The following is a 24,506-nucleotide window of genomic DNA, read 5'->3' on the forward strand; positions in this document are numbered from 1 at the left end:
CAACGCTTGCACCCCATGACGGCGAGCCTGGAAAACAGCCTGCACACCCTGGACGAGACCCGCGTCCTGCAGGCGGGCGGCGTCACCCTGACAATCGGCGGGCTGGTCACCGCGGCGGTGATCCTGGTCGCGACGGCGGCGGCGAGCTGGCTGGTCACGCGCTTCCTTCGCCGGCTGCGCGCGCGGTCCGAGCGCGGCGCCCAGGCCATTTATCTGCTCGAGCGGCTGGCCGGCTACGGCATCATCGTGGTGGGCGTCATGGCGGCGGTGTCGGCCGCCGGCGTCAACCTGTCGTCGCTGGCGGTGTTCGCCGGCGCGCTCGGCATCGGCGTGGGCCTGGGGCTCCAGGGCGTGGTCAAGGAGTTCGTCTCGGGCCTGTTCCTGATCTTCGATCGGATGGTGTCGGTCGGCGACTATATCGAGATTGAGGACATCGGCATCCGCGGCGCGATCATGGAGATCGGCCCGCGCGCCACCCGTGTGCGCACCAACGACAACGTCAACGTGCTGGTGCCCAACTCGCGCTTGATCGAGCAGCCGGTGACCAACTGGACGCTGAAGGGCGACACGCGGCGCATCCACATTCCCTTCACCGTCGCCTATGGCTCGGACCGGGGCCGGGTGCGCGATGCGGTGCTGGCCTGCGCCCGCACGAGCCCCTTCACCCTGCCCGAGAGCGACGCCCGCAAGAGCCAGGTCTGGCTGGTGTCGTTCGGCGAGCGCGGGCTGGAGTTCGAGCTGCTGGTCTGGCCCACCCGCGAGGCGGTCAAGCGGCCGGCGGCCATGCATGCGGCCTATACCTGGCTGATCGCCGACGCGCTGGACGGCGCAGGCATCGAGACGCCCTTCCCACAGACCGACCTGCGGCTGCGCAGCGCCTTTGGCCTGGAGGGCGACGAGGCCCTGCGTCGGCTGGGCTATGGCCGAGGCCCCTCGCCTGCCGCCGCGCCACAGCCGACGCCATCTTCCGCGAACAATGACGCCGCCGACGACGTCATGGCCGAGGCGCGCGGCGACACGGCGTTGGAGCCCGAGCCGGAACCCTCCCGCGATCGCGGCGCGGGCTAAGGCGCGCCTTGGCGCCGTGACCGCGCCGTCCGTTGCGCTACCGGTCCTGCTCCACGTCCACCTGCGCCCGTTCAGACTTGCGCGCGGCTCGGCTCAGCCGCCCAAGGCGCTTGTAGCCAACGAACACGATCAAAAAGCCGATCACGGTGACGCCGGCCGAAAGCAGCAGATGATCCCGCAGCCGCCAGCCGTAGAAGGCCGAAACGCTGACATCGCCCAGCAGCGCCACGACGCCGCCGCAGACGCCCGCCAACAGCGATCCGCCGGTGGGCGCGGGCGCGTACTTCTCCGCTCGGTCGTTCGCCAAAGCCTGTCGGCTCTCATCATCCATCGTGCTGACTAGCATGAAGATCAGGCCGAATAGCGACAACGCCGAAAGCGCGGCCGCATTCGACCGTGCCGCTTCTGACAGGGCGCTTCGGCCCTGGCTCGCGAGCTCCTGACCCGCCCGGCGATCCGGCGCCGAAAGGGACGCATCGGCTCCCGGCGCCTTGCTGGTGACCAAGCCTTAACCGCGTCCGTGAACGGGACTGCAAGCGCGCCCGGCTAGGTTGGCGAAACGGACCAAGCCGCGTCCGCCCTCCAAGGCAGAAAGCCGCCCATGCTGTTTCTCCTGAACGACGTCGTGTTCGACCTGGACGAGGCCTGCCCGGTCACGCCCGGCGACGCGCGCCGGTTCGAGCGGCTGGGTTTCGACTATGTGCTGGAACTGGGCTGCGAACTCTTCGCCGAGGACCCGCTGCTGCACCGCAACGATCCCGCGCGCGCCCGCCGCCTGGCCTGGCTGATCCACGACCGCGGACCCGAGGTCAACGCCGCCCTGTTCGCCGCGCCCGCCGCGAACTGCCAGCCCGACCTGGTCGAGCCGCGCTTCTGCGCCCTGCCCGAAGGCGTGATCCGCCAGTTGCACAACCAGGCCGACGCCGGCCGCCTCGACCTGATCGAGGCCGACCGCGCCGTCTGGAACCGCCTGGCGGCCTGAGGCCGTCCTAGAACAGCACGCCGAACAGCAGGTGCACCGCCGTGGCGACCGCCACGATGGCGCCGAAGCCGACGGCCAGGCCGACAGCGGGATGCAGCCTTCCGCGCGTTTCGGAGGCGTGCAGGCGGTCTTCGGGATGGATCACGGCCATGATGGTCTTCCTTTCCTGTGTTTCCTCACGGCGCCCGACTGCGTGGCCGGATCGTCTCGCGGACACGAGCATGACTCCAATAGCCCTCCGTGGCGAGAGGGTATTTGACCCAGCGCAACTCCGGTGACACCCGAACTGCAACCGTGCAGATTGGCCCATGAGGGAATCCGAACGGGGAATCGACATGACGCTTGGTCATGGATGGCGCGTGACCATGCTCGCGGCGGCTGCGGCGGTGCTGCTGGCGCCTACCGCGGCGTGGGCGGACTGGCGCAGAGCGGAGAGTGACCGCTTTGTTGTCTACAGCGACGGCTCCGAACGGTCGCTGAACGATTATGTCCGCAAGCTGGAGACCTTTGATCGCGTTCTTCGCTATCTCTGGCGCGCGCCGGCGACCGACGCATCGCGCAAGCTCCCGATCTATCTGGTGGGCTCGCGGGCGGGCCTGCTGCGCGTACATCCGGCGTCGCAACAGAACGTCGTGGGCACCTACTTCCCGACTGAGGAAGATATCTTCGCCGTCGCCATTCGGGGCGAGAACGACGAGGTGCTGCTGCACGAGTATGTGCATCACTTCATGCTGGCGAACATGCCCGGCGCTTATCCCGGCTGGTTCGTCGAGGGATTCGCCGAATACTACATGACCGCCGACATCGACGACGGAAGGGTCACGCTCGGCAACTACTCGGATAATCGCGCCGGCTGGCTTCTGAACGCCACGTGGCTGCCGCTGGAGGTGTTGCTGCGCAGCCGTCCCGGAGAGGTGACGCGCTCCAGTCATCGCGACACCTATTATCCTGTCGCCTGGCTGCTGACGCACTGGTTCATGAGCGACCCCGCCCGTCGCACCCAGCTGGACGCCTATCTGACCGACGTGGGCGCTGGCGGCGATCCGGTCGAGGCCATGCAGCGCGCCACCGGCCTGTCGCTTCCTGAGTTGAGGGCAGAGCTTCGCCGCTATACGGGGCGCCGCCTGACGAGCCGGATCGTCGAGGGATCCTTCCCGGAGCCCCAGATCACGATCAGCCGCCTGCCGTCGTCAGCGAACGACCTGCTGTTGCTGAACCAGCGCCTCAAGGTCGGGGTGGCCGAGGATCAGCGTGAAGCGACCGGCCGCGAGGCCGCAAGGCTGGCGGCGCGGCATGCAGACGATCCCCTCGCCTTGCTCGCGGCGGGGCATGCAGGGCTTCACTTTGGAGACAGGTCAGCGGGCGAGGCGGCGCTGAAGCGTCTGCTGGAGATCGACCCCGCGCACGTCGAGGCGTTGCAGTTCCTCGCTTCCGAACACATGCGACAGGCGCAAGGCGCCGAGGACGATGACGCTCGGCTGGCTCTTCAGCGCGGCGCTCGGGGCTATCTGGCTCGTGCCTATGAAGCTGAGCCGAACCACTATCGCACCCTTATGCTGCTGGCCGAACTTCGATCGGGCGTGGCCAACTATCCGAACGAAAACGACCTGTTGACGCTCGGCCTGGCATTCGATCGGGCGCCGCAGCTTGCGGAGGTGCGCCTGAACTACGCCTCCGCGCTGGTTCGGGCCGACAAGAAGAGTGAGGCCATCGCCCTTCTCGAGCCGCTGGCCAATGGTCCGCATGGAGGCGGCGCGGCAGACGCCGCCCAGCGCATGATCGAGGAGATGAAGGCCGGCGAAGCGCCCCCGCCGCCCGAAGTGGAGGACCAGATCGAGTCCGGCCCCACTCCAGAAGAGCCCCGATACCGCCCACCGGAGAATGCGGAACCTACCGCCGCCCGGTGACAGCGGCCTCTGCGCGCGCTAGTGCGCGCCCATGTCGAAACTGACCCTTTCCGAAGAGGCCGGCCGCCGCCGGACCTTCGCCATCATCGCGCACCCGGACGCGGGCAAGACCACCCTGACCGAGCACATCCTTCTGGCCGGCGGGGCGATCCGGGCGGCGGGGGCGGTTCGGGCGCGGGGCGAGAACCGGCGCACCCAGTCGGACTGGATGAAGATCGAAAAGGAGCGCGGCATCTCGGTTTCGGCGTCGGTGATGACGTTCGAGCACCGCGATCTGATGTTCAACCTGCTCGACACCCCCGGTCACGAGGACTTCTCCGAAGACACCTATCGCACCCTGACCGCCGCCGACTGCGCCATCATGGTGCTGGACGCCGCCAAGGGCATCGAGCCGCAGACGCTGAAGCTGTTCGAGGTCTGTCGCCTGCGCGACATTCCCATCATCACCTTCATCAACAAGCTGGACCGCGAGGCTCAGGATCCGATGGCCCTGCTGGACGAGATCGCATCGCGCCTGCAGCTGGATCCCGCGCCGATCTGGTGGCCGGCCGAGAGCGGCAATCGCCTGCGCGGCATGGTGGAAATGGGCACCGGCCGGTTCCAGCCCTACGCCCGCAAGGTCGCCGGCAGCGTCGAGGACACGCCGCACCCCGACGCCCTGCCGCTGTCCGACGCCGCCCGCTACTTCGAGGAAGGCGAGCACGAGGCGCTGCTGGAGGCGCAGGAGCTGGTCGAGGCCGGCTATCCGACCTTTGACCGCCAGGCCTTTCTGGAAGGGCACATGACGCCGGTGCTGTGGGGCTCGGCCCTGCGCCATTTCGGCATCGACGAGTTGCTGAAAGCCATCGGCGACTGGGCGCCGCCGCCGAAGACGCTGGCGGCCCGCAAGGAAGCCCCGCCCGAGACCCGCAACGCCCCGGCGCCCGCCGAGCTGACCGTCGAGCCGGGCTCGGCCGAAGTGTCCGGCTTCGTGTTCAAGGTCCAAGCCAACATGGACCCCAACCACCGTGACCGCATCGCCATGTTCCGCATGGCCTCGGGCAGCTTCAAGCGCGGCATGAAGCTGAAGGTGCAGAACACCGGCAAGTCGCTGAGCGTCAATGCGCCCATCATGTTCTTCGCCTCCGACCGCGAACTGGCCGAGGACGCCTTTGCCGGCGACGTGATCGGCATCCCCAACCACGGCGTGCTGCGCGTCGGCGACAGCCTGTCGGAAAGCGGCCTGATCCGCTTTGCCGGCCTGCCCAACTTCGCGCCCGAAATCCTGCAGCGCGTGCGGGTGAAGGACCCGCTGAAGGCCAAGCACCTGAAGAAGGCGCTGGAAGGCCTGGCCGAAGAAGGCGTGACCCAGCTGTTCCGGCCGGAACTCGGTTCAGACTTCATCGTCGGCGCTGTGGGCCAGCTGCAGTTCGAAGTCATGGCTGACCGTCTGGGCGAGGAATACGGCCTGGACGTCGTGTTCGAGCCTTCCCCCTACGCCGAAGCCCGCTGGATCGGCGGCGAGGCCGCCGACATCGACGACTTCACGGGCAAATACCGCCCCCAGATGGCCCGCGACATCGATCAGGCGCCAGTGTTCCTGGCGAAGTCGAGCTGGGAGACTGGTTACGTCGGAGAACGCTTCCCCAGGATCGCCTTCACCCGGACGAAGGAGCGGGGGTGATCGCAGCGCCATCTTTTCACCGCGCCGGGCGCGTGATCTGATGCGCATGGTGGCGCGTATCGCCTGTTGGAGTCCGTCATGATCGCCTTGGGCGTTCTGATCCTTGTCGGCCTGGTCGGCGTCGAACCCGCGCAAGAAAGCGGCCTCGTCTCCTATGCGGAGGCGGTGCAGTGCGCGGGATTGACGCAGGCGGCGTCGGAGCTAGAGGGCGGCGAGAGCGCCGAGGGCAAGCGGCTGTACGACGCGGCGCTGTACTGGTCGTTGGCGGCGATGCAGGCGGCGACGGTTGCGGGCAAGTCGGCGCAGGCGGCGGAGGGCGACCAGACCCGCGCGCGGATCGCGGCCGTGCGTCGCCTCAGCGCCGATCAGGCGGCGGGCCGCGCGGCCCTGCGACAGTGCCTGCAGCGAGCGCCGAACCTGGGCTGATCGCTTTTCGCCCATGCTCAAGCCGAACCCGGCGCGCGGCCGGGCGTTTGCTGCCGACACGGAAGAGCGGCCGCGAGGGTCCCCTTCCGGCACAGGACGAGGCAGGATGTTCGAATTCGGCAAGGATCTGCGCAAGCTGTTCGCCCAGGCGCGGCAGGAGGACGACCTCGGCTGGGTCGAGCTGATCGGCGCGGACCTGCTGCGGATCGAGGCGCGGCAGCAGTCGACGGACGCCGGCCGGGTGTCTTGCGCGCGTCCGTTCTCGGCCTCGCTGCGCGCCTGCGCCCTGTGGCGCGAGCACGCCCGTCGCACCGGCGCCGCCGAAAGTCTGGCGCGTGCTCACGATGCGGCCCAGGACGCGGTCAAGCAGGCCGGAACGCCCGATCAAACCGCGCTTGCTGCGGTCGAGGTCGCGCATATTTCCATGATCCGGTTCGATCTGTGCGGCGGGATCGATGGCCTCGAACAAGCCGAGCAGGCCGTGGCGGCGCTCGCGCCCGGCCGGCGCGCTGAGGCGCCGGCCGCCGCGCTCGGCGCGCGCATCGAGGCCCGCCTGGCGCGGCTGTCGGGCGACGACGGACGCCTGCGCGAGGCGGCGGCCCGGATGGACGCGGCGCTTCAAGGCCCCGCCGGCAAGGACAAGATCCAAGGCGACGAGCTGCGCATGGAGCGCGCGGGGCTGGCGCTCGAGATCGGGGTGATGCGCCGCGATCCCGCCCTGCTGGATGAGGCCGGGCGCGACTTGGCCGTGCTGATCGACGGCGCCTCGCCCGATTATCGGCCGCTGACGCGCGCGCGCGCCCTGGCCCTGTGCGGAACCGGCCTGTCGGTGCTGGCGGCGCTGGCCGGCGACGCGGATGCGGCGGCGCAGGGGCGCGCGATGTTCGAGGCGGCCGCCGACCAGTTCACCCCGGATCACAGCCCGCTGGACTGGATCGCCATCCAGCTGGTTCGGTCTGAGGACGAGGCGGTTCCGCTGCTGACCCTGACGCAATGCGAGAGCCTGACGCAGGGACAGGGATTGATCCTGGGCGCCCTGGCGCGTGAACGTCGCATCGCACGCGAGACGGCGCTGGTCGCGACGCTCGGCGACGTGGCGGGGCTGGACGCGATCGAGACGCGCATTCGCGCGCGCCTGATCAAGGCGGCGGCATCGGAGCCGCTGGCCTGGGCGGCCGACCAGATCGGCATGGCGCATGTCGCGCTGGCTCGGACCACATTGGCCCGCACCGTCCTGACGCGCTCTCCCTTTGCCGAGAGCCGTCTCGATGCGCCGCCCGAACTGGGCCTGATCCTGACGGAGGCGGCCGTGACCGCGCGCGAACAGGGCGCGCTGGTGCTGGCCGAGCGCGCCGAGCGCCTGCTGGCTCAGCCGCCGATGGCGACGAACGGGCCGTTCACGAAGCCGGGCTTGCCATAGGCCAGCGGCTGGCCATTCTCGGCCAGCACCCGCCCCCCCGCGGCCTCCAGCACAGCCTGGCCGGCCGCCGTATCCCATTCCGAGATGGGACCCGAGCGCGGATAGGCGTCGAATCGCCCCTCAGCGATCAGGCAGAACTTCAGGGAAGAGTCCGTGCCCTGCCAGCGGGTGCAGCCGTGCCGCGCCGCCAGGCGCTCGGCCTCGGCGTCCGACACGCTGTGGCTCAGCAGCGCCAGCCCTTCGCGCGGCCGATCGCGCACGCGGATCGGCTGCCAGGCCTCGCCGAAGCGGCGGCGGGACGCACCCTTGCCCTCGCGGCAGGACCCGGCGTCGCTGCGCCAGGTCAGGCCCGTCGCCGGCGCGGACACCACGCCTGCGACCACCGCGCCCTGATGAACCAGGGCGATGTTGACGGTGAACGCCTCCCCGCCCTTCACAAAGCCACGCGTGCCGTCCAGCGGATCGATCAGCCAGAACCAGTCGGCAGCCGCATCAGGCTTGCCTTGCGCCTCCGACTGCTCCTCGGCCACGGCCTGCACGCCGGGATAGAGCCCCTCCAGCAGTTGCAGGATCAGCGCCTCGGCCTTCTGGTCCGCAAGTGTCACCGGGCTTTCGTCGGCCTTGGTCTGCACCGCCATGTCGCTGCGCCAGAAGGGCAGGATCACCCGACCCGCCTCTTCGGCGATGTCCGCCAGCGCCAGCGTCAGCGCGCCCGAGGCGAGATTGCGGGACAGGCGGTCGTGCACGGCGTCGGTCATCGGCTGTCGATAGCATCAAGCGGGCGGTTCCAAGAACCCTCAAATCGGGGCAGGGTCCCGGCCGTTTCCGACTCGTTCCAAGGCCGCGCATGACCCCGTCCGATCACGCCCTTCTCGATCTGCCCGTCGATGGCCAGGAACTGGCCGCCCATGTCGCGGCCAAGCTGTGCCACGACTTCATCAGCCCGGCCGGCGCGATCAGCTCGGGCTTGGACCTGATGAACGATCCGGCGGCGCAGGACATGCGCGACGACGCCTTGGGCCTGATCGAGCAAAGCGCCAGAAAGCTGGTGGCTCTGGTCCACTTCGCCCGCGTGGCCTTTGGCGCGGCCACCACCTGCGAGCGGTTCACCGCCGGAGAGCTGCACGGCCTAGTGTCCGGCATGACCGAGGGCGGGCGCGCGGTGCTGGACTGGCGCATCGACGGCGGCGACTTCTCAAAGCCCCAGGCGCGCGCCCTAACCAACCTCGCCTATCTGACGGCGCTGGCCCTGCCCATGGGCGGCCAGGCGGTCGTCACCAGCCGACGCGACGGCGACGCCCTGGTGTTCGAGGGCCGGGCGGAAGGCGCCCGCGCCCGGTTGAAGCCCGAAGTGGTCACCGGTTTGAACGGCCAGCGCCTGACCGACGGCCTCGCCGGCCAGTGGATCCAGCCCTACTGGCTCTGGCTGACGGTGCGCGACGCGGGCGGAACGCTTGACCTCGCCATCGACGACGGGCTTGTCGCGATCACGGCGCGGATGCCGGGCTGAGATCCGGCGCCGTCCCAACACCTCGTTAACCGGCAGGGCGCGATAATCCCTCTCGAGTCACGGCCGCCCTTTTTCGCCCGGCGCGCCCTTTCGGAAGACGACCTTGGACCTCAGGACCTGCCTCATCGTCGACGACAGCCGGATCATCCGCAAGGTCGCCCGGCGCATCGTGGAAGGTCTGGGCTTCGAGGTCGACGAGGCCGCCGACGGCGCCGAGGCCCTGGCCTATTGCGCCGGAATGATGCCGGATGCGGTTCTGCTGGACTGGTCCATGCCGGTCATGGACGGGCTGACCTTTCTGCGCCGGCTGCGCGCCATGCCGGGCGGCGAGCGACCCAAGGTGCTGTTCTGCACCATCGAGACGCGGGCCGAGCGCATCGCCGAGGCCCTGTCCGCCGGCGCCGACGAATATGTGATGAAGCCGTTCGACGGCGAGATCCTGCAGTCCAAGCTGGCCGAGGTCGGCTTTGTCCCGACGATCGCCGCCCACGCGGGCGCGCCTGCGTCATGAGCCCGGAAGACTTCGAGCGGCTGCAAGGCCTGATGATCTCGCGCGCCGGTTTCCGGCTCACGCGCGATCGCATCCGCCTGGCCGAGCACCGGCTGGCTCCGGTGGCGCGGCGTGAGTCCTACGACAGCGTCGAGGCCATGCTGGCGGCCCTGTGGGCGCGGCCGGTCGCCTCGCTTGGCTGGGCCGTGATCGAGGCGCTGCTGAACCCGGAGACCTGGTTCCGCCGCGACCGCGCGCCGTTTGCGGTGTTCGAGCGCGAACTGATCCCGGCGTTGGGGCGGGTGCGGACCGATCGGCCGATCCGCGTCTGGTCGGCCGGCTGCTCGACCGGCCAGGAGACTTGGTCGCTCGCGATGGGCGCGCTGGGCGCCGATGCGCGGGTCGAGGTGCTGGGCACCGACCTGTCCAGCCGCGCGATCGAAAAGGCGCGCGCCGGAATCTACACCGGTTTCGAGATCCAGCGCGGCCTGAGCGCCCACGCCATGCTGAGATGGTTCGAGTCCAGCGAGGATCAGTGGCGCGCCGGCCCCGAACTTACGCAGGCCGTTCGCTTCGCCCGCGCCAACCTGCTGGACGAGCCGACCGACGACGTCCGCTTCGACGTCATCTTCTGCCGCAACGTCCTGGGCGACATGGACCCGTCGCGGCGCGCTCGCGTGCTGGACGGCCTCGAACAGCGGCTGGTGGACGACGGTTGCCTGTTCCTGGGTCTGGACGAGCGGATCGAGGACGACACGGTCGCCTTTCGCCCCGTGAACGGCCGCCGCGGCGTCTACGTCAAATCGCCCGCCTCTCTGCGCCGCGCCGCCTGACGATTGCCAGAAGGCGGATCGGCCTCTTAACTGCGCCTCTGGCAGGAGGCGGGGCGATGCGGCTGTTTCTGTTGATCGCGGCGCTGGCCGGGGCGTTCGGGCTGGCCGTGCTGACGAGCCAGAGCCCGCGCCCCCTTCCGGCCGACGCGCCCGCAACCGCCTTTTCCGCCACACGCGCCCTGGCGGACGTGCGAGAGATCGCCCAGCGCCCGCACCCTGTCGGATCGCCCGACCATGCGCGGGTGCGAGCCTATCTGCTCGGACGGATGGGGGGCCTGGGCCTGCAGACGCAGACTCAAGGCTTCCGTCTGGCCGACCACGCGCCGCCGGGCCTCGATCCGGGCGCGGGAGAGGGCGTCAACCTGATCGGCGTGCTGCCCGGCTCCGACCCCGCGCTTCCCGCCGTGGCCCTGATGGCCCACTATGACACCACGCCCCGCTCGCCCGGGGCGGCGGACAACACGACGGGCGTCGCCGCGATCCTGGAGGCGGTGCGCGCCATCCGCGCCAGAGGCCCGGCCCCGCGCACCGTGATCGTCCTGTTCACCGACGCGGAGGAGATCGGCCTGATCGGCGCCCGCGCCTTCTTCGCCGCCCATCCGTTGCGCGACACAATCGGAGCCGTGGCCAATCTGGAGGCGCGCGGCGGCGGCGGTCGGGCCGCCATGTTCGAGACCGGGCGCGGCAACGCCGACACGGTTTCCGCCTTCGCCGCCATCGCGTCCCGCGTCACCGGCGGGGTGTCGTCGAACTCGCTGTCGGTTTTCGTCTATGAGCGGATGCCCAACGGCACGGACTTCAGCCTGCCAAAGGACGCCGGCGTTCAGGGGATCAACCTGGCGTTCCTCGGCCGGCCCGCCCACTACCACACGCCCTTGTCGACGCCGGACAACCTCGACGCCGGCAGCGTCCAGCACATTGGGTCACAGGCGCTGGAGTTCGCCGACCGTCTGGCGCGCGCGCCCGCTTTGCCTGCGGCGACCGCGGATGTGGTCTACACGGACGTGCTGGGCCGGATCGTGCTGTCCTATCCGCCGGCGGCGGGGTGGATCGGGGTCGCGGGCGCCCTGGCGCTTTGGGGATTTTCCGTGTGGAGGGTCGGACGGGTCGGCGGGCTCAGCGCCGCCGATGTCGGACGTGGCGTGCTGGGCGGCGTCTGGTTCCTGGCGGCCGGGCTTGTCACCGCGCAGGCGCTGCGGCTGCTGGCCGGTCCCACAGGGCCGGAGGGCTATTATACCATCATGGCGCGGCTGGGCTGGCTGGAGGCGGCGGTCGCCATCAGCCAGCTCGGCCTGGCGGCTCTGCTCCTGTTCGGGAAAGGCCGTCGCGGCAGATGGAGCGCCGTCGCCATGGTCGGCGTAGCAGCCGTGATCTGCATCGCGCGCGCTGGTCCCAACCCGATGCTGCTGGCGACGTCCGCCGTGGCTCTGGTCCTGCCGATTGCGCCCGGGCTTCAAACCCGAAACGCATGGAGCGGCTGGATCGGACTGATCGGGCTCGGGCTCGTCGTTACCCTCGCCGCCCAGACCCTCGCCCCGACCACGGCGCCGATCGTGGCCTGGCCCACGCTGCTGGCCGCGCTCGCCGCCGCCCTCTCCGCCTCGACAGCTGATGCGCTCGACAAGGCTCCGGCCGTGATCGCGCCGCTGCTGGCGACCGTGATCGGCGGCGCCTGGCTGCTCAGCCTCGCGCACCACCTGTTCCTCGGCATCGGCGGCCTGCTGCCGGGGGTGGTCGCCCTGCCCGCCTTGCTGCTGCTGATGCTGTGCCGCCCGCTCGCCTCTCGGCAGCCTGCCTGACCCGCCGATCAGCTGGTGCGTCAGGAATGGTCGCAACATCGCAGCGGGCGCTGTCCTGCGGATGAGAACATCTTGTGAACCAGAACAAACCATGCACATAGTCCGTCTCACAAGGGAGCGGGTCCATGGCGGGTCTCTCCCAAGCATTGATGGGAATCATGGCAAGGGAGACCAAGGCAATGGCTTCGCAGGCGGCGTTGAAACTCGTGGGCAAGGAAGACGGAGACAAGCAGCGGGCGCTTGAGGCGGCGATCGCACAGATCGATCGCGCCTTTGGCAAGGGCTCGGTGATGAAGCTGGGCAAGGCGGGCCAGGTGGCCGAGATCGAAAGCGTCTCGACCGGCTCGCTGGGCCTGGACATGGCGCTAGGCATCGGCGGCCTGCCGGTCGGCCGGGTGATCGAGGTGTTCGGCCCCGAATCCTCGGGCAAGACCACCCTGGCGCTCCACACCGTGGCCGAGGTGCAGAAAAAGGGCGGCGTCGCCGCCTTTGTCGACGCCGAGCATGCGCTGGATCCCATCTACGCCCAGAAGCTGGGCGTGAACCTGGACGACCTTCTGGTGTCGCAACCCGACACCGGCGAACAGGCGCTGGAGATCGTCGACACCCTGGTCCGTTCGGGCGCGGTGGACATCGTGGTGGTCGATTCTGTCGCCGCCCTGACGCCGCGCGCCGAGATCGAGGGCGAGATGGGCGACAGCCTGCCCGGCCTTCAGGCTCGCCTGATGAGCCAGGCGCTGCGCAAGCTGACCGCCTCGATCTCCAAGTCCAAGTGCATCGTCCTGTTCATCAACCAGATCCGTCACAAGATCGGCGTGATGTACGGCTCGCCCGAGACGACCACCGGCGGCAATGCGCTGAAGTTCTACGCCTCGGTGCGCCTGGACATCCGCCGCACCGGCGCGATCAAGAACCGCGACGAGGTGGTGGGCAACACCACCCGCGTGAAGGTGGTCAAGAACAAGGTCGCCCCGCCGTTCCGCGAGGTCATCTTCGACATCATGTACGGTGAAGGCGTCTCCAAGCTGGGCGAGATCATCGACCTGGGCGTCAAGGCCGGGATCATCGAGAAGTCGGGCAGCTGGTTCTCCTATGACTCGACCCGGATCGGCCAGGGCCGGGAGAATGTGCGCGAGTTCCTGCGCACCAATCCGGACATCGCCGCCTCCATCGAAAAGGCCGTGCGCGCCTCGACCAACAAGATCGCCGACGAGCTCTTGGGCACGCCCGAGCCGGACGAGGGTCAAGACCTGGAGGGCTGATTTCCGGCTCTCCTCGCCGCTCTTCCTCCGTCCGGGTCCGGCGACCCGCCATCTACCCCGTCGGGGCGGGACGGAGAAAGCGAAGGCCGTTCGACACGACCGTCGAACGGCCTTTTTCTTTGCCCGCGCCCCGGAGCCTTCCGCACGGCCGGACCGTTGATCCGGTTCACCACGCAAGGAGCCTCCCCATGGCCGACGAAAAGACCCAAACCCAGGCCCTGACCCAGTTCAGCCTGTCCGAAACCGAGGAAGGCTATCTGATCGAGATCGAAGGCGACGCCGGCGGCTCGCTGACCGTCGAGGCCACGCCCGAGCAGCTCGACGCCATCATCGACGCCCTGGACGCCCTGCTCTCCGAAGACGACGCCGAGGTCGACGAAGTCGAGGCGTAAGGCCGTCTCCAGTCCGTCATTCCCGCCGCACAGGCGGGGATGACGGGGCGCGGGCCGACGCCCGCCGAAAACGCATGGCTTGATCGCGCGCCTGCCCCTATATGGCCTGATCCTCCCAGCCGAAACGCGCCGCCATGCCCAGCCTGAACGAGATCCGATCCACCTTCCTCGACTTCTTCGCGGCCGACGGCCACACGAAGGTGCATTCGGCCCCGCTGGTGCCGCAGAACGATCCGTCCCTGTTGTTCGTCAATGCGGGCATGGTGCCGTTCAAGGACTATTTCACCGGCGCCTCCACCCCGCCCTACAAGCGCGCGACCTCCTCGCAGAAGTGCGTTCGCGCCGGCGGCAAGCACAACGATCTCGACAACGTCGGCTACACCGCGCGCCACCATACCTTCTTTGAAATGCTGGGGAATTTCTCCTTCGGCGACTATTTCAAGGAACACGCGATCGACCGCGCCTGGACCCTGGTCACCAAGGAGTTCGGCCTCGATCCCAAGCGGCTGATGGTCACCGTCTACATCGACGACGACGAGGCCTTTGACATCTGGAAAAAGGTCGCCGGCTTCTCCGACGACAAGATCGTGCGCATCGCCGGCTCCGACAACTTCTGGGCCATGGGCGACAGCGGCCCGTGCGGTCCCTGCACCGAAATCTTCTACGACCACGGCGACCACATCCCCGGCGGCCCTCCCGGCAGCCCGGACGAGGACGGCGACCGGTTCGTCGAGGTCTGGAACAACGTCTTCATGCAGTTCGAGAAGGAGAACGACCAGATCGTTCGAAAGCTCGAAAGACCGTCCATCGACACCGGCATGGGGTTGGAGCGGATCGCCGCGGTGCTGCAGGGCGTCCACTCCAACTATGAGGTGGACCTGTTCCGCCGCCTGATCGCGGCGTCGGAAGAAGCGACCTCGACCACGGCTGAAGGGGACCGCAAGGCCAGCCACCGCGTCATCGCCGACCACCTGCGCTCTTCCTCCTTCCTCATCGCCGACGGCGTCACGCCCTCGAACGAGGGACGCGGCTATGTGCTGCGCCGGATCATGCGCCGCGCCATGCGCCATGCGCACCTCCTGGGCGCGCAGGACCCGCTGATGCACCGGCTGGTGCCGGCCCTGGTCGGCGAGATGGGCGACGCCTATCCCGAACTCGCCCGCGCCCAGGCCTTCATCGAGGACACGCTGAAGCAGGAGGAAATCCGCTTCCGCACCACGCTGGGTCGCGGCATGGGCCTGCTGGAAGAGGCGTCGCGGTCGCTGGGCGACGGCGGCGTGCTGTCGGGCCAGACGGCCTTTACCCTCTACGACACCTACGGCTTCCCGCTGGACCTGACGCAGGACGAAGCGCGCCGTCGCGGCTTCACCGTCGACGTCGAAGGCTTCGACGTCGCCATGACCGAGCAGCGCGCGCGTTCGCGCGAGCACTGGAAGGGTTCGGGCCAGAGCGCCAACGCCTCCGAATGGCTGGCCGTGCGCGACCGCATGGGTCCGACCGTCTTCACCGGCTATGACTCCGTCGACGGCTCGGGCGAGGTGCTGGCCCTGATGAAGGCGGGCGAGCCGACCGATGCGGCCGAGGCCGGCGACATCGTCGAAATCCTGTTCGACCAGACGCCTTTCTATGCCGAAAGCGGCGGCCAGACCGGCGACCACGGCACGCTGGAATGGCCGGGCGGCGAGGCCGAGGTCATCGACGTCAAGAAGCACGCCGGCGACCTGCACGTCCTGTCGGCCGAGATCACGGCGGGCAAGCTCGAACTCGGCGCCCGCGTGGCCCAGCGGGTCGATGCGGACAAGCGCCAGACCACCCGCGCCAACCACTCGGCCGCGCACCTGCTGCACACCGCGTTGAAGAACGTGCTGGGCCCGCACGTCGCGCAGAAGGGGCAGCTGGTCGACGCCGAACGCGCCCGCTTCGACTTCAGCCACAACGCGCCCGTAACCGACGACCAGATCGCCGCCATCGAGGCCGAGGTGAACGCCGTGATCCGCCAGAACGTCCCGGCGGAGACCAAGCTGATGGCGCCGCAGGAGGCGATCGAGGCCGGCGCCATCGCCCTGTTCGGCGAGAAATACGGCGACGAGGTGCGCGTCCTGACGCTGGGTCGTTCGCTCACCAGCGACAACGCTCCCTATTCCGTCGAACTGTGCGGCGGCACCCATGTGGCGCGCACCGGCGACATCGCCCTGTTCAAGGTGGTGTCCGAGGCCGGCGTCGCGGCCGGCGTGCGCCGCATCGAGGGCCTGACCGGCGAGGCGGCGCGCCTCTATCTGGAAGGCCAGGCCAAGGTCGCCCGCGGCCTCGCCCGCGACTTCAAGGTCCAGCCCGGCGACGTGGCCGGCCGCGTCGAAGGCCTGCAGACATCGGTCAAGGCGCTGGAGAAGCAGGTCGCCGAACTGAAGAAGCAACTCGCCCTGGGTGGCGGCTCCGGCGCATCCGCCGCGCCCGAGGAGATCAGTGGCGTCAAGCTGATCGCGCGCGTGCTCGACGGCGTGGACGGCAAGGGCCTGCGCGGCGTGGCCGAGGACTTCAGGAAACAGGTCGGCTCGGGCGTCGTCGCCCTGATCGGCGTGACCGACGGACGCGCCGCGGTGACGGTGGCCGTGACCAGCGACATGGCGGGCCGCGTCAACGCCGCCGACCTCGCCCGCGCGGCGGTTCTAGCCATGGGCGGCCAGGGCGCGGGCGGAAAGCCCGACTTCGCCCAGGGCGGCGCGCCTGACGGGTCCAAGGCCGAAGCGGGGCTGGCCGCCGTTCGCGCGGCGCTGGCCGGCTGACTTCAGGAGGCGGGCGTCAGGTCGATGGCCGCCAGCTTCCAGCTGAACGGCCCGCGCCGCTGCATCAGCAGCACCAGCGGATCGTCCGGGCGGCTCTCGCGCGTCAGAGTGACGGCGAAGGTGTTGAGGTCGCGATAGGCCCAGGATTGGCGCACGTCCTCGCCCGACGCGTCCTGGGGCGTGTCCGGCTGTGGCGTTTCCGCCGGTCGGCTCTGCGGATCGGGCGCTTCGCCCTCGCGCACCAGCGCCGCGATCCCTTGCGGGGTGACGAAGCTTTCCACCGCGCCCGACACCAGCTGCGGCGCCAGCAGCATGCCGAGGCTGCCCAACGCGCCCCCGCGCCGCTCGCCGCCGAACTCGGCCAGCAGCCGCGCGCTCAGCTCGTCCTTCAGGCTTTGGCGAAAGGCAGGAAAGTCGACGTGACGCTCGATCCCGGCGGCGTCGCCCGCGCGCGCGGCCCGCACCAGGCTCTGCGCCGCCAGAAAGGGCGAGGCGAAGAACGCGCCGGCGAAGCCCAGCACGACCAGAACGGCCAGCGTCCACAACAGTTTGCGTTTCATGCGATCCCCTCTTAGCCGCAACAAAGCCTTCAGCGCGCCGCCGGTTGCGCCGGCGCAGCCGCCACCACGGCCTGCGGCAAGCCGATGTGGACCAGCCGCCACTCGAACGGCCCGCGTCGCTCAAAGGTGAAAAGCGTACGCTCGCCCCCGTCCTGACCCGGCACGGACACCCGCGCCCGGTCGAAGCTCCAGAAGGCCGGCCAGGGCTGGCGCCGGAACCCGCCCTCCGCCTCTTGCCCGCTCGCCGTAAAGGCGTCCGCGCGGCGGCCATAGCCCAGCGTCAGGGCGTGCAGGGCGCGGGGCGACAGATAGATTTCGGGATCGACCGCAGTCCGCACCGGCCGTGTCACAGACTGCTGGAACTGACGACGCACGGCCGCGACGGGGTCCTGGAAGAAGGAGGGCGGCGGCGTCAGCGGCTCGGGCCGTCCGGACAGTTGCGGCCGCAACGACGCCCGCACCGCATCATAGTCGATCAGCCGGCCGAGACCCTGCACGTCCGACGCATTCGCCGCCGCGCGAATGGCGCCGAAAGCGAAGAAGGGCGCAGCAACGAAACAGACGAGCGCCGCCGCCACCGCGATGAGGATCAGGTTGACCAGCAGCTTCTTGACGGAAGGCTCGCGTCTTTCGGCCGCCTTGCGCTCGGCCTCGCGCACCCAGATCGGGCGGGTGTCGGCTGCAGGCGGACGAGCATCGGTCATGCGGCGGAACAGGCCTTCATACTGCGCCCAGTGGGCCACGACCCCTAACGCGCGGTCAAGCTCGTTGGATGCGAAAACGCCCGCCGGATCGCTCCGGCGGGCGTCATGCTTAGTGGGGCTATCGCGCTTCGCGCTGCTTGAGCCCGTGTTTGTGGCCCCCCGCGCTTCGCGCTGCTTGAGCCCGATGCCTCCTCGCCCTTACGCCGCCTCCGGCAGGGCGGCGCTCAGGTTCTCGGCGACCTTGTCGAGGAAGCCCTCGGTGGTCAGCCAGCCCTGCTGATCGCCGACCAGAAGCGCCAGGTCCTTGGTCATGAAGCCGGCCTCGACGGTGTCGACCACCACCTTTTCCAGCGTCTCGGCGAACACGCCCAACTCGGCGTTGTTGTCCAGCTTGGCGCGATGCTTGAAGCCGCGCGTCCAGGCGAAGATCGAGGCGATCGAGTTGGTCGAGGTGGCCTCACCCTTCTGGTGCTGGCGATAGTGGCGGGTCACGGTGCCGTGTGCGGCCTCGGTCTCCAGCACCTTGCCGTCCGGCGTCATCAAGACCGAGGTCATCAGGCCCAGCGAGCCGAAGCCCTGCGCCACCACGTCCGACTGGACGTCGCCGTCATAGTTCTTGCACGCCCAGACGAAGCCGCCCGACCACTTGATGGCGGCCGCCACCATGTCGTCGATCAGGCGGTGCTCATAGGTCAGGCCGCGCGCGTCGAACTCGGTCTTGAACTCGGCGTCGAACACTTCCTGGAACAGGTCCTTGAAGCGTCCGTCATAGGCCTTGAGGATGGTGTTCTTGGTCGACAGATAGACCGGATAGTTTCGGTTCAGGCCGTAGGCGAAGCTGGCGCGGGCGAACTCGCGGATCGAGTCGTCCAGGTTGTACATGCCCATGGCGACGCCGGCGCCCGGCGACTTGAACACTTCGTGCTCGATCACTTCGCCGTCGTCGCCGACGAACTTGATCGACAGCGTGCCCTTGCCCGGCATCAGGAAGTCGGTCGCCTTGTACTGGTCGCCAAAGGCGTGACGGCCGACGACGATCGGCTGGGTCCAGCCCGGCACCAGGCGCGGCACGTTGGAGCAGATGATCGGCTCGCGGAAGACCACGCCGCCCAGGATGTTGCGGATGGTGCCGTTGGGCGACTTCCACATCTTCTTCAGGCCGAACTCCTTCACCCGCGCCTCGTCCGGGGTGATGGTGGCGCACTTGACGCCCACGCCGTGCTTCTGGATCGCGTGGGCGGCGTCGACCGTCACCTGGTCCTCGGTGGCGTCACGGTTCTCCATGCCCAGGTCGTAGTAGTCCAGTTCCAGATCCAGGAACGGGAACACCAGCTTGTCCTTGATCATCTGCCAGATGATGCGGGTCATTTCGTCGCCGTCGATGTCGACGATGGGGTTGGCGACCTTGATCTTGGCCATGCGTGAAGTCCGCCTGTGCTGGGGAGGATGAAAACGTCGCGGCGGTATAGCGGGCCGCGTCACCGGCGCAAAGGCCCGCCGCCTATCGGAACCGAAGCCCACCCCGCCCGCTCAACAGCGGACTGACACACGCGGAGCCGCCGTCATGACCGAAAAGACCTTCAAGTCCGGCGACAAGGTCAAGTGGGACCACAGCCAGGGCACGACCACCGGCAAGGTGGTCAAGAAGCTGACCTCCGAGGCCCACATCAAGGGCCACAAGGTCGCCGCCTCCAAGGACAATCCCGAATACTTGGTCGAAAGCGGAAAGACCGGCGCCCAGGCCGCGCACAAGCCGTCGGAGCTGCGCAAGGCGTGACGCGTGGAGAGCCTGAAGTCCTCGTCGTCGGGGCCGGCCCCGCGGGCCTGACCGCCGCCACCTACCTGGCCCGCTTTCGCCGTTCGGTGCTGGTCGCCGACGGGGGGGAGCCGCGCGCCAACTGGATACCCGTCAGCCACAATACGCCCGGCTTTCCCGAGGGTCTCAGCGGGCGCGACATGCTGGGCCGAATGCGCCAGCAGGCCGAGGAGTATGGCGCGATCCTGGAGCCGGGCCGGGCCGAGAACCTGCGCCTCGTGGAAGGCGGCTTCGAAACGGATCTGAACGGCCGCACGGTGCGGGTCCGCGCCGTGCTGCTGGCGTCGGGGCTCGAGGATCATCATCCCGACCTGCCCGGCGTCGATCCGGCCATCCGGCGCAGCCTGGTGCGCATCTGCCCGATCTGCGACGGCTTCGAGGCCACCGGCAAGCGGGTGGCGGTGATCGGCGACAGCGACCTGGGCATCCGCGAGGCGGCCTTTCTGCGCACCTACTCCGACGACGTGACCCTGTTCCACATCGGCCCGCCCGACGCCCTGACCTGCCGCTCGGAGCTGGATCGACTGGGCGTCACCCTGCTGGAAGGATCGGTGGAGGGCGTCACGTTGGAGGGCGACCGGGTGCGCGCCATCAGCTGGGGCGGGACCGAGCGGGCCTTTGACTTCCTCTACTCGGCCCTGGGCACCACCCCGAACTGCAAGCTGGCCCGGACGCTTGGCGCCCGCCTGGCGACCGACGGCCGGCTGGAGGTGGATCTGCACCAGGTGACCAGCGTGCCCGGCCTCTACGCCGCCGGCGACGTGGTGCGCGGCCTCAACCAGATCGCGGTCGCCACCGCCGAGGCGGCCGTGGCCGCCACCGCCATCCACAACCTGCTGCGTCAGCGCGACGGCATGACGGTGCGCGACTAGGACGCCCCGATCAGGCCTGGCTGGTCGTCCAGCCGTCCACGATCCGCTCCAGCACCGACAGCGGCACGCCGCCGGCGGCCAGCGCCGTGTCGTGGAAGCCGCGCTGGTCGAAGCGGGCGCCGAGTTGGCTCCTGGCCTTGTCGCGCAGGCGCACCCACTCGTTGTGCCCGACCTTGTAGGCGCAGGCCTGGCCCGGCCAGCCGCAATACCGCTCGACCTCCGACGTCGCCGCCCCTTCGGTGTCGCCATAGGCGGTCATCATGTAGCGGATGCCCTCCTCGCGGCTCCAGCCCTTGGAGTGGATGCCGGTGTCGACCACCAGCCGCGCGGCGCGGAACATCAGCGATTGCAGATAGCCGATCTGCCCCGCCGGATCGTCTTCATAGGCGCCCAGTTCGTCGGCCAGCTGTTCCGCATAAAGCCCCCAACCCTCGCCATAGGCCGAGAAGAAGAACAGGTTCATCAGCTTGGGCGCCGACGGGCTTTCCTGCTGCAGGGCGATCTGCAGATGATGGCCGGGCGAGGCCTCGTGATAGGTCAGGGTCGGCAAGGTCCAGGACGGCCAGTCCGCCGTATCCTTCAGGTTGATCCAGTAGATGCCGGGCCGCGATCCATCCAGCGACGGGCTGTTATAATAGCCCATCGGCGCGCCCTGCTCGATCGCCGGCGGCACGCGCTTGATCTCGGCGCCGGCCTTGGGCAGGCGGCCGAAGGCGGTCGGCAGGCGGGCCTGCATGGCCTGCATCTGCTCGTTCAGCTTGCCGATCAGTTCGACCTTGCCCGCATCGGTGTTCGGATAGATGTAGCGCGCATCCTTGCCCATGGCGGCGATACGCTCGGCCACCGACCCCTGCGTCATGCCTTGCGCCTTTAGCAGCGCGTCGGCCCGGCCGGACAGTTCGGCCACCTGTTCCAGGCCCGTGCGGTGGATCTCGTCGGCGCTCAGCCGGGTGGTGGTGATATAGCGCAGGCTGTTGGCGTAATACTGCTCGCCCTGCGGCAGGCGCCGCACCGAGGCCTCGTGCGTCGCGTCGGGCTGGGCAGCCTTCAGAACCGCCGTCTGGGCCGCCAGCGCCGGATAGACCCGCTCGTTCAGCAACCGCTCGACCCGCGCGCCCCAGTCGCCGGTCAGGCCCTTGTCGCGCGTGCGGGTCACGACCGACTCGACCATCGAGGATTCGGCCGCCGGCGTGCCCGCCATGCCCTCCTGCTGGCGGATCGCCTTGGCCAGGATGAAGTCGGGCGGCGTGACGCCCAATGCGAAGTCCTCGCGGACCCGCTCGGTCTCGGCCGTGAGGACGTCGGCCAGGGCCTCGATCCGCGCCACGTAGGCGTCGGCGTCGGCCGCCGTCTCGATGGTGTGCTGGTTGGCCAGGAAGTCGGGCGCGGACTGATAGGCGCCGCCCTGCTGGCTGACGCGATACGGATTGGGCCAGCCGCCCTGGCCATAGGGGATGGCGTAGGTGGCCACTGTCGCATCCAGGTTGTCGACCAGGGTGTCGTAGTAGATGCGGTCCCGCTCGGTCATGCCGGCCGGGTCCATCCGCGCCAGTTCCGCTCGCTGGGCCAGGGTGAAGGCGCGGCCCCGTTCCTCGACCTCCAGCGTGGGCGCGGTCAGCTGTGACTTGGCGGCGGCGCGCACGCCCTTGTCGAGGCCCAGGCCGGTCACCGTTTCCGGGCTGAGGTCCAGCGCCTGCTCGAACGTCCGGTCCATGAAGGCCCACAGCGGCGTGGGCGCTGCGGCCGGCGCGTCTTGCGCCAGGGCGGGCGCGCCGATCGCGGCCAGGCCGGCTCCGGCGGCGGTGGTCTGCAGCAGACGGCGACGATTGATCATGGCGACGAACTCCCCCGGTTCAGACCGGCAATGGAGCCCGCGCGGACGCGCGCCGCAAGTGGGAATCGCGCAAGGGTCGCGCCGGCGATCAGCCCGCGTGCAGTTCCTTTTTGACCCGCTCGGCGAGGGTCTTGATGTCCAGCGGCTTGGGCAGGAAGGACACCCCGACCTCGTCCTGCAACAGGTCGGAGAAGTCGCTCTCGGCATAGCCGGAGATGAACATCACCGGCGCGTCGCCCAGATAGGGCCGCGCCTTCTTCAGCAGGGACGGACCGTCCAGGCCGGGCATGATGACGTCGGAGATCAGCATGTCGATCTGGCCGGCGTGCTCCTCGGCCAGGATCAGGGCCTCCTCGCCGTCGGCCGCCTCTATGACCTCATAGCCGCGCTGGCGCAGCAGGCGGGCGGCGATGCCGCGCACGGCGGCCTCGTCCTCGACGAACAGGATGCGGCCGGCGCCGGACAGGTCGCGCGGCGCCTTGACCTTGACCTCGACCGGCTGCACCTCGGCCAGCTCCGCCTCGCCCGCGGCCGGCAGGAAGATGCGAAACGCCGCGCCCGCGCCGTCCAGATTGCCGACGGTGATGTGCCCGCCCGCCTGCTGCACGATGCCGTAGACGGTGGCCAGGCCCATGCCGGTGCCCTCGTTCACCGCCTTGGTGGTGAAGAAGGGCTCGAATATCTTGTCGGCCAGTTCGGGCGGCACGCCGGGGCCGGTGTCGGACACCTCGATCAAGGCGACCTCGTCCGTCGCCACGGCAGTCCAGCCCATGGCGCGGGCCTGTTCGGCGGTCAGGCGGCGGGTCTTGATGGTGACCACGGCGTCGCCCGGCTCGACCACGCCGCGCATGGCGTCGCGGGCGTTGACCGCCAGGTTCATCACCGCCGTCTCCAGCTGCGATTTGTCGGCCAGCACCACCGGCAGATCGCGGCCATAGTCGGTTTCCAGCCGCACGTCCTCGCGCAGCAGCCGGCGCAGCAGCACCGCGAACTCGCCCACCAGTTCACCCAGGTCCAGCCGCTCGCGCCGCACCGTGGACTTCCTCGAAAACGCCAGGAGCTTGCGCACGAGATCGGCCGCGCGGATCGCCGTCTGCCGGATTTCGTTCAGCCCCTCGTAGGACGGGTCGCCGACCGGGTGCCGCTCCAACAGGCCCGACAGCTGCAGCTGGATGGCGGTCAGCAGGTTGTTGAAGTCGTGGGCCACGCCGCCGGCCAGCTGGCCCACCGCCTGCATCTTCTGGGCCTGTGAAAGCTGCAGCTCCATCGACTTCTGCGCCGAGACGTCGAACAGCCAGATGCGGCGCTTGTCGCCTTCGGGCGCCACATAGAGGTGCAGCATCCGGTCGGGAAAGGCGCGGGCCACCAGCTCGATCGGCCCGGACGAGCCAGCCTGGAGCTTGGCGCGCGCCTCGCCGACGCCCGCCGGCTCGAACAGGTGGCCGAAGGCGGCGTCGCCGGCGGCGGCCGGGCCGGTCAGCACCTTCAGCGCGGCGTTCGGCTCTTCCGCCCGGCCGACGAACAGGTCCTCGCCCCCGATCACCGCCGACCCGAACGGCGCGCCGGCCGCCATGGCGCGAGCGTCGCCGGACAGGGCGGCCTGGGCGCGCGGCTCGGACGCGCCGGGATGCAGATCAGGCAGCACGGCTTCCGGCGCCGCACGCACCAGAAAGCGTCCCTCGCCCGCCAGGCCGATCACGACCTCCAGCTCGCGCTCGCCGATCTCGACGATGGCGCGGCCCGCCTGACCCCGCCGCGCCTGGGCAAAGGCCATGTACAGGGCCTGGGCCGACTTGCCGCGCGGAAGGGTGGTGTCGGCGCCGTTCGCCTCGGTCCAGGCGGCGTTGAAGGCCAGGACCTGCCCCGAGGCCCACACCAGCGCCGCCGGTTCGCCCAGGGCGTCCAGCAAGTCCACGGCCACGTCGCTAGAGGGCCGACCCGCCTCCGCCCGGCGAAAGCCGAACAGCCCGACCAGGGCGATCAGCCCTGCCGTCAGGATCAGGATCATGCCCGGCGCCGACCACGGATTGCCCCGGAACGCCGGATAGGCCATCGCCGCCACCGCCAGCGCCAGCCCGGCGGCCATCGCGGCCAGCAGCGGATCAAACGGAAGACGACGGACGATGGTCATGCGGCCTCGCGCAAGGGAATCAGTCAACGGATCATAGAGGATCGCGGCCGATCC

23 protein-coding genes are annotated in these 24,506 nt (G+C 69.4%); 15 read left to right on the forward strand and 8 right to left on the reverse strand.

The features are described 5' to 3' along the window. Positions 1-15: 15 nt before the first annotated feature. Positions 16-1,068 (forward strand): mechanosensitive ion channel family protein, encoded by a 1,053-nt coding sequence (locus tag KY493_RS10520; RefSeq protein WP_219896298.1) that lies wholly within the window; start codon positions 16-18, stop codon positions 1,066-1,068. 37 nt (positions 1,069-1,105) lie between these two features. On the opposite strand, the gene KY493_RS10525 is transcribed toward KY493_RS10520, so the two are convergent. Then, positions 1,106-1,414, reverse strand: a complete 309-nt coding sequence (locus tag KY493_RS10525) for a hypothetical protein (RefSeq protein ID WP_219896299.1) — start codon at positions 1,412-1,414, stop codon at positions 1,106-1,108. A gap of 255 nt (positions 1,415-1,669) precedes the next feature. On the opposite strand from KY493_RS10525, the gene KY493_RS10530 reads away from it, so the two are divergent. Further along, complete coding sequence (locus KY493_RS10530) at positions 1,670-2,050, forward strand: hypothetical protein (protein ID WP_219896300.1); 381 nt, start codon at positions 1,670-1,672, stop codon at positions 2,048-2,050. Between the two features lie 7 nt (positions 2,051-2,057). Here KY493_RS10530 and KY493_RS10535 read toward each other — a convergent pair whose 3' ends face one another. Beyond that, entirely contained in the window at positions 2,058-2,201 is a 144-nt protein-coding gene (locus KY493_RS10535) for a hypothetical protein (RefSeq protein WP_219896301.1), read from the reverse strand. 157 nt (positions 2,202-2,358) lie between these two features. Between KY493_RS10535 and KY493_RS10540 the strand changes: the two genes are divergently transcribed. The 4 genes from KY493_RS10540 (at position 2,359) to KY493_RS10555 (ending at position 7,466) form a co-directional block, all read left to right on the forward strand. After that, on the forward strand, positions 2,359-3,957 hold the full coding sequence (locus KY493_RS10540) for a lipopolysaccharide assembly protein LapB (RefSeq protein ID WP_219896302.1): 1,599 nt from the start codon (positions 2,359-2,361) through the stop codon (positions 3,955-3,957). 31 nt (positions 3,958-3,988) lie between these two features. Then, positions 3,989-5,620 (forward strand): peptide chain release factor 3, encoded by a 1,632-nt coding sequence (locus KY493_RS10545; RefSeq protein WP_219896303.1) that lies wholly within the window; start codon positions 3,989-3,991, stop codon positions 5,618-5,620. Between the two features lie 78 nt (positions 5,621-5,698). Further along, the gene (locus KY493_RS10550; protein WP_255567862.1) at positions 5,699-6,046 is read left to right on the forward strand and encodes a hypothetical protein; all 348 of its coding nucleotides are present in this window, start codon (positions 5,699-5,701) and stop codon (positions 6,044-6,046) included. A gap of 106 nt (positions 6,047-6,152) precedes the next feature. Further along, a complete protein-coding gene (locus KY493_RS10555) occupies positions 6,153-7,466 on the forward strand; it encodes a hypothetical protein (RefSeq protein WP_219896304.1) in 1,314 nt (437 codons plus the stop codon). Here KY493_RS10555 and cysQ read toward each other — a convergent pair. Continuing rightward, positions 7,415-8,224, reverse strand: coding sequence for a 3'(2'),5'-bisphosphate nucleotidase CysQ (gene cysQ / locus KY493_RS10560; protein WP_219896305.1), 810 nt, complete (start codon positions 8,222-8,224; stop codon positions 7,415-7,417). The two genes, KY493_RS10555 and cysQ, sit on opposite strands and share 52 nt — an antisense overlap. A gap of 89 nt (positions 8,225-8,313) precedes the next feature. On the opposite strand from cysQ, the gene chpT reads away from it, so the two are divergent. From chpT to alaS, 7 genes are all read left to right on the forward strand, one after another. Continuing rightward, positions 8,314-8,976 carry a histidine phosphotransferase ChpT gene (chpT, locus tag KY493_RS10565; protein WP_219896306.1) on the forward strand — a complete coding sequence of 221 codons (663 nt, stop codon included), beginning with the start codon at positions 8,314-8,316 and terminating at the stop codon, positions 8,974-8,976. 103 nt (positions 8,977-9,079) lie between these two features. Continuing rightward, positions 9,080-9,487 (forward strand): PleD family two-component system response regulator, encoded by a 408-nt coding sequence (locus KY493_RS10570; protein WP_219896307.1) that lies wholly within the window; start codon positions 9,080-9,082, stop codon positions 9,485-9,487. Next, positions 9,484-10,299 (forward strand): protein-glutamate O-methyltransferase CheR, encoded by an 816-nt coding sequence (locus KY493_RS10575; protein ID WP_219896308.1) that lies wholly within the window; start codon positions 9,484-9,486, stop codon positions 10,297-10,299. The genes KY493_RS10570 and KY493_RS10575 overlap by 4 nt, the downstream gene beginning before the upstream one ends. Positions 10,300-10,355: 56 nt before the next feature. Further along, on the forward strand, positions 10,356-12,098 hold the full coding sequence (locus tag KY493_RS10580; protein ID WP_219896309.1) for a M20/M25/M40 family metallo-hydrolase: 1,743 nt from the start codon (positions 10,356-10,358) through the stop codon (positions 12,096-12,098). A gap of 179 nt (positions 12,099-12,277) precedes the next feature. Further along, positions 12,278-13,360: a recombinase RecA gene (gene recA / locus KY493_RS10585; protein ID WP_219896310.1), complete on the forward strand. Its 1,083-nt coding sequence runs from the start codon at positions 12,278-12,280 to the stop codon at positions 13,358-13,360. 188 nt (positions 13,361-13,548) lie between these two features. Beyond that, complete coding sequence (locus KY493_RS10590; protein WP_219896311.1) at positions 13,549-13,752, forward strand: hypothetical protein; 204 nt, start codon at positions 13,549-13,551, stop codon at positions 13,750-13,752. 134 nt (positions 13,753-13,886) lie between these two features. Continuing rightward, on the forward strand, positions 13,887-16,535 hold the full coding sequence (gene alaS, locus KY493_RS10595; protein WP_219896312.1) for an alanine--tRNA ligase: 2,649 nt from the start codon (positions 13,887-13,889) through the stop codon (positions 16,533-16,535). Between the two features lie 2 nt (positions 16,536-16,537). Here alaS and KY493_RS10600 read toward each other — a convergent pair whose 3' ends face one another. From KY493_RS10600 to KY493_RS10610, 3 genes are all read right to left on the reverse strand, one after another. Then, the gene (locus tag KY493_RS10600; RefSeq protein WP_219896313.1) at positions 16,538-17,095 is read right to left on the reverse strand and encodes a DUF2939 domain-containing protein; all 558 of its coding nucleotides are present in this window, start codon (positions 17,093-17,095) and stop codon (positions 16,538-16,540) included. Positions 17,096-17,124: 29 nt separating this feature from the next. After that, on the reverse strand, positions 17,125-17,838 hold the full coding sequence (locus tag KY493_RS10605) for a DUF2939 domain-containing protein (RefSeq protein WP_255567863.1): 714 nt from the start codon (positions 17,836-17,838) through the stop codon (positions 17,125-17,127). A 159-nt stretch (positions 17,839-17,997) separates the two neighbouring features. After that, positions 17,998-19,218 carry an NADP-dependent isocitrate dehydrogenase gene (locus tag KY493_RS10610; protein ID WP_219896314.1) on the reverse strand — a complete coding sequence of 407 codons (1,221 nt, stop codon included), beginning with the start codon at positions 19,216-19,218 and terminating at the stop codon, positions 17,998-18,000. A 145-nt stretch (positions 19,219-19,363) separates the two neighbouring features. Between KY493_RS10610 and KY493_RS10615 the strand changes: the two genes are divergently transcribed. Beyond that, positions 19,364-19,576: a DUF2945 domain-containing protein gene (locus tag KY493_RS10615; RefSeq protein WP_219896315.1), complete on the forward strand. Its 213-nt coding sequence runs from the start codon at positions 19,364-19,366 to the stop codon at positions 19,574-19,576. After that, the gene (locus KY493_RS10620; protein WP_219896316.1) at positions 19,573-20,487 is read left to right on the forward strand and encodes an NAD(P)/FAD-dependent oxidoreductase; all 915 of its coding nucleotides are present in this window, start codon (positions 19,573-19,575) and stop codon (positions 20,485-20,487) included. Before KY493_RS10615 ends, KY493_RS10620 begins: the two co-directional genes overlap by 4 nt. A 10-nt stretch (positions 20,488-20,497) precedes the next feature. On the opposite strand, the gene KY493_RS10625 is transcribed toward KY493_RS10620, so the two are convergent. Both KY493_RS10625 and cckA read right to left on the reverse strand, forming a co-directional pair. Beyond that, positions 20,498-22,321, reverse strand: a complete 1,824-nt coding sequence (locus KY493_RS10625; protein WP_219896317.1) for a DUF885 family protein — start codon at positions 22,319-22,321, stop codon at positions 20,498-20,500. 88 nt (positions 22,322-22,409) lie between these two features. Continuing rightward, entirely contained in the window at positions 22,410-24,452 is a 2,043-nt protein-coding gene (gene cckA, locus KY493_RS10630; protein ID WP_219896318.1) for a cell cycle histidine kinase CckA, read from the reverse strand. Positions 24,453-24,506: the final 54 nt, after the last annotated feature.

The organism is Brevundimonas sp. PAMC22021 (genome assembly GCF_019443405.1).
In the GTDB taxonomy this organism is placed as follows: Bacteria; Pseudomonadota; Alphaproteobacteria; order Caulobacterales; family Caulobacteraceae; genus Brevundimonas.

Excerpts from the sequence above, each read along its gene's own strand:
- KY493_RS10575 (WP_219896308.1), top strand. The coding sequence starts at position 9,484 with ATGAGCCCGGAAGACTTCGAGCGGCTGCAAGGCCTGATGATCTCGCGC.
- KY493_RS10610 (WP_219896314.1), bottom strand. The coding sequence starts at position 19,218 with ATGGCCAAGATCAAGGTCGCCAACCCCATCGTCGACATCGACGGCGAC.
- KY493_RS10530 (WP_219896300.1), top strand. The coding sequence starts at position 1,670 with ATGCTGTTTCTCCTGAACGACGTCGTGTTCGACCTGGACGAGGCCTGC.
- cysQ (WP_219896305.1), bottom strand. The coding sequence starts at position 8,224 with ATGACCGACGCCGTGCACGACCGCCTGTCCCGCAATCTCGCCTCGGGC.
- cckA (WP_219896318.1), bottom strand. The coding sequence starts at position 24,452 with ATGACCATCGTCCGTCGTCTTCCGTTTGATCCGCTGCTGGCCGCGATG.
- chpT (WP_219896306.1), top strand. The coding sequence starts at position 8,314 with ATGACCCCGTCCGATCACGCCCTTCTCGATCTGCCCGTCGATGGCCAG.
- KY493_RS10525 (WP_219896299.1), bottom strand. The coding sequence starts at position 1,414 with ATGCTAGTCAGCACGATGGATGATGAGAGCCGACAGGCTTTGGCGAAC.
- KY493_RS10540 (WP_219896302.1), top strand. The coding sequence starts at position 2,359 with ATGAGGGAATCCGAACGGGGAATCGACATGACGCTTGGTCATGGATGG.
- KY493_RS10520 (WP_219896298.1), top strand. The coding sequence starts at position 16 with ATGACGGCGAGCCTGGAAAACAGCCTGCACACCCTGGACGAGACCCGC.
- recA (WP_219896310.1), top strand. The coding sequence starts at position 12,278 with ATGGCTTCGCAGGCGGCGTTGAAACTCGTGGGCAAGGAAGACGGAGAC.
- KY493_RS10615 (WP_219896315.1), top strand. The coding sequence starts at position 19,364 with ATGACCGAAAAGACCTTCAAGTCCGGCGACAAGGTCAAGTGGGACCAC.
- alaS (WP_219896312.1), top strand. The coding sequence starts at position 13,887 with ATGCCCAGCCTGAACGAGATCCGATCCACCTTCCTCGACTTCTTCGCG.
- KY493_RS10590 (WP_219896311.1), top strand. The coding sequence starts at position 13,549 with ATGGCCGACGAAAAGACCCAAACCCAGGCCCTGACCCAGTTCAGCCTG.
- KY493_RS10580 (WP_219896309.1), top strand. The coding sequence starts at position 10,356 with ATGCGGCTGTTTCTGTTGATCGCGGCGCTGGCCGGGGCGTTCGGGCTG.
- KY493_RS10535 (WP_219896301.1), bottom strand. The coding sequence starts at position 2,201 with ATGGCCGTGATCCATCCCGAAGACCGCCTGCACGCCTCCGAAACGCGC.
- KY493_RS10545 (WP_219896303.1), top strand. The coding sequence starts at position 3,989 with ATGTCGAAACTGACCCTTTCCGAAGAGGCCGGCCGCCGCCGGACCTTC.
- KY493_RS10555 (WP_219896304.1), top strand. The coding sequence starts at position 6,153 with ATGTTCGAATTCGGCAAGGATCTGCGCAAGCTGTTCGCCCAGGCGCGG.
- KY493_RS10600 (WP_219896313.1), bottom strand. The coding sequence starts at position 17,095 with ATGAAACGCAAACTGTTGTGGACGCTGGCCGTTCTGGTCGTGCTGGGC.
- KY493_RS10625 (WP_219896317.1), bottom strand. The coding sequence starts at position 22,321 with ATGATCAATCGTCGCCGTCTGCTGCAGACCACCGCCGCCGGAGCCGGC.
- KY493_RS10550 (WP_255567862.1), top strand. The coding sequence starts at position 5,699 with ATGATCGCCTTGGGCGTTCTGATCCTTGTCGGCCTGGTCGGCGTCGAA.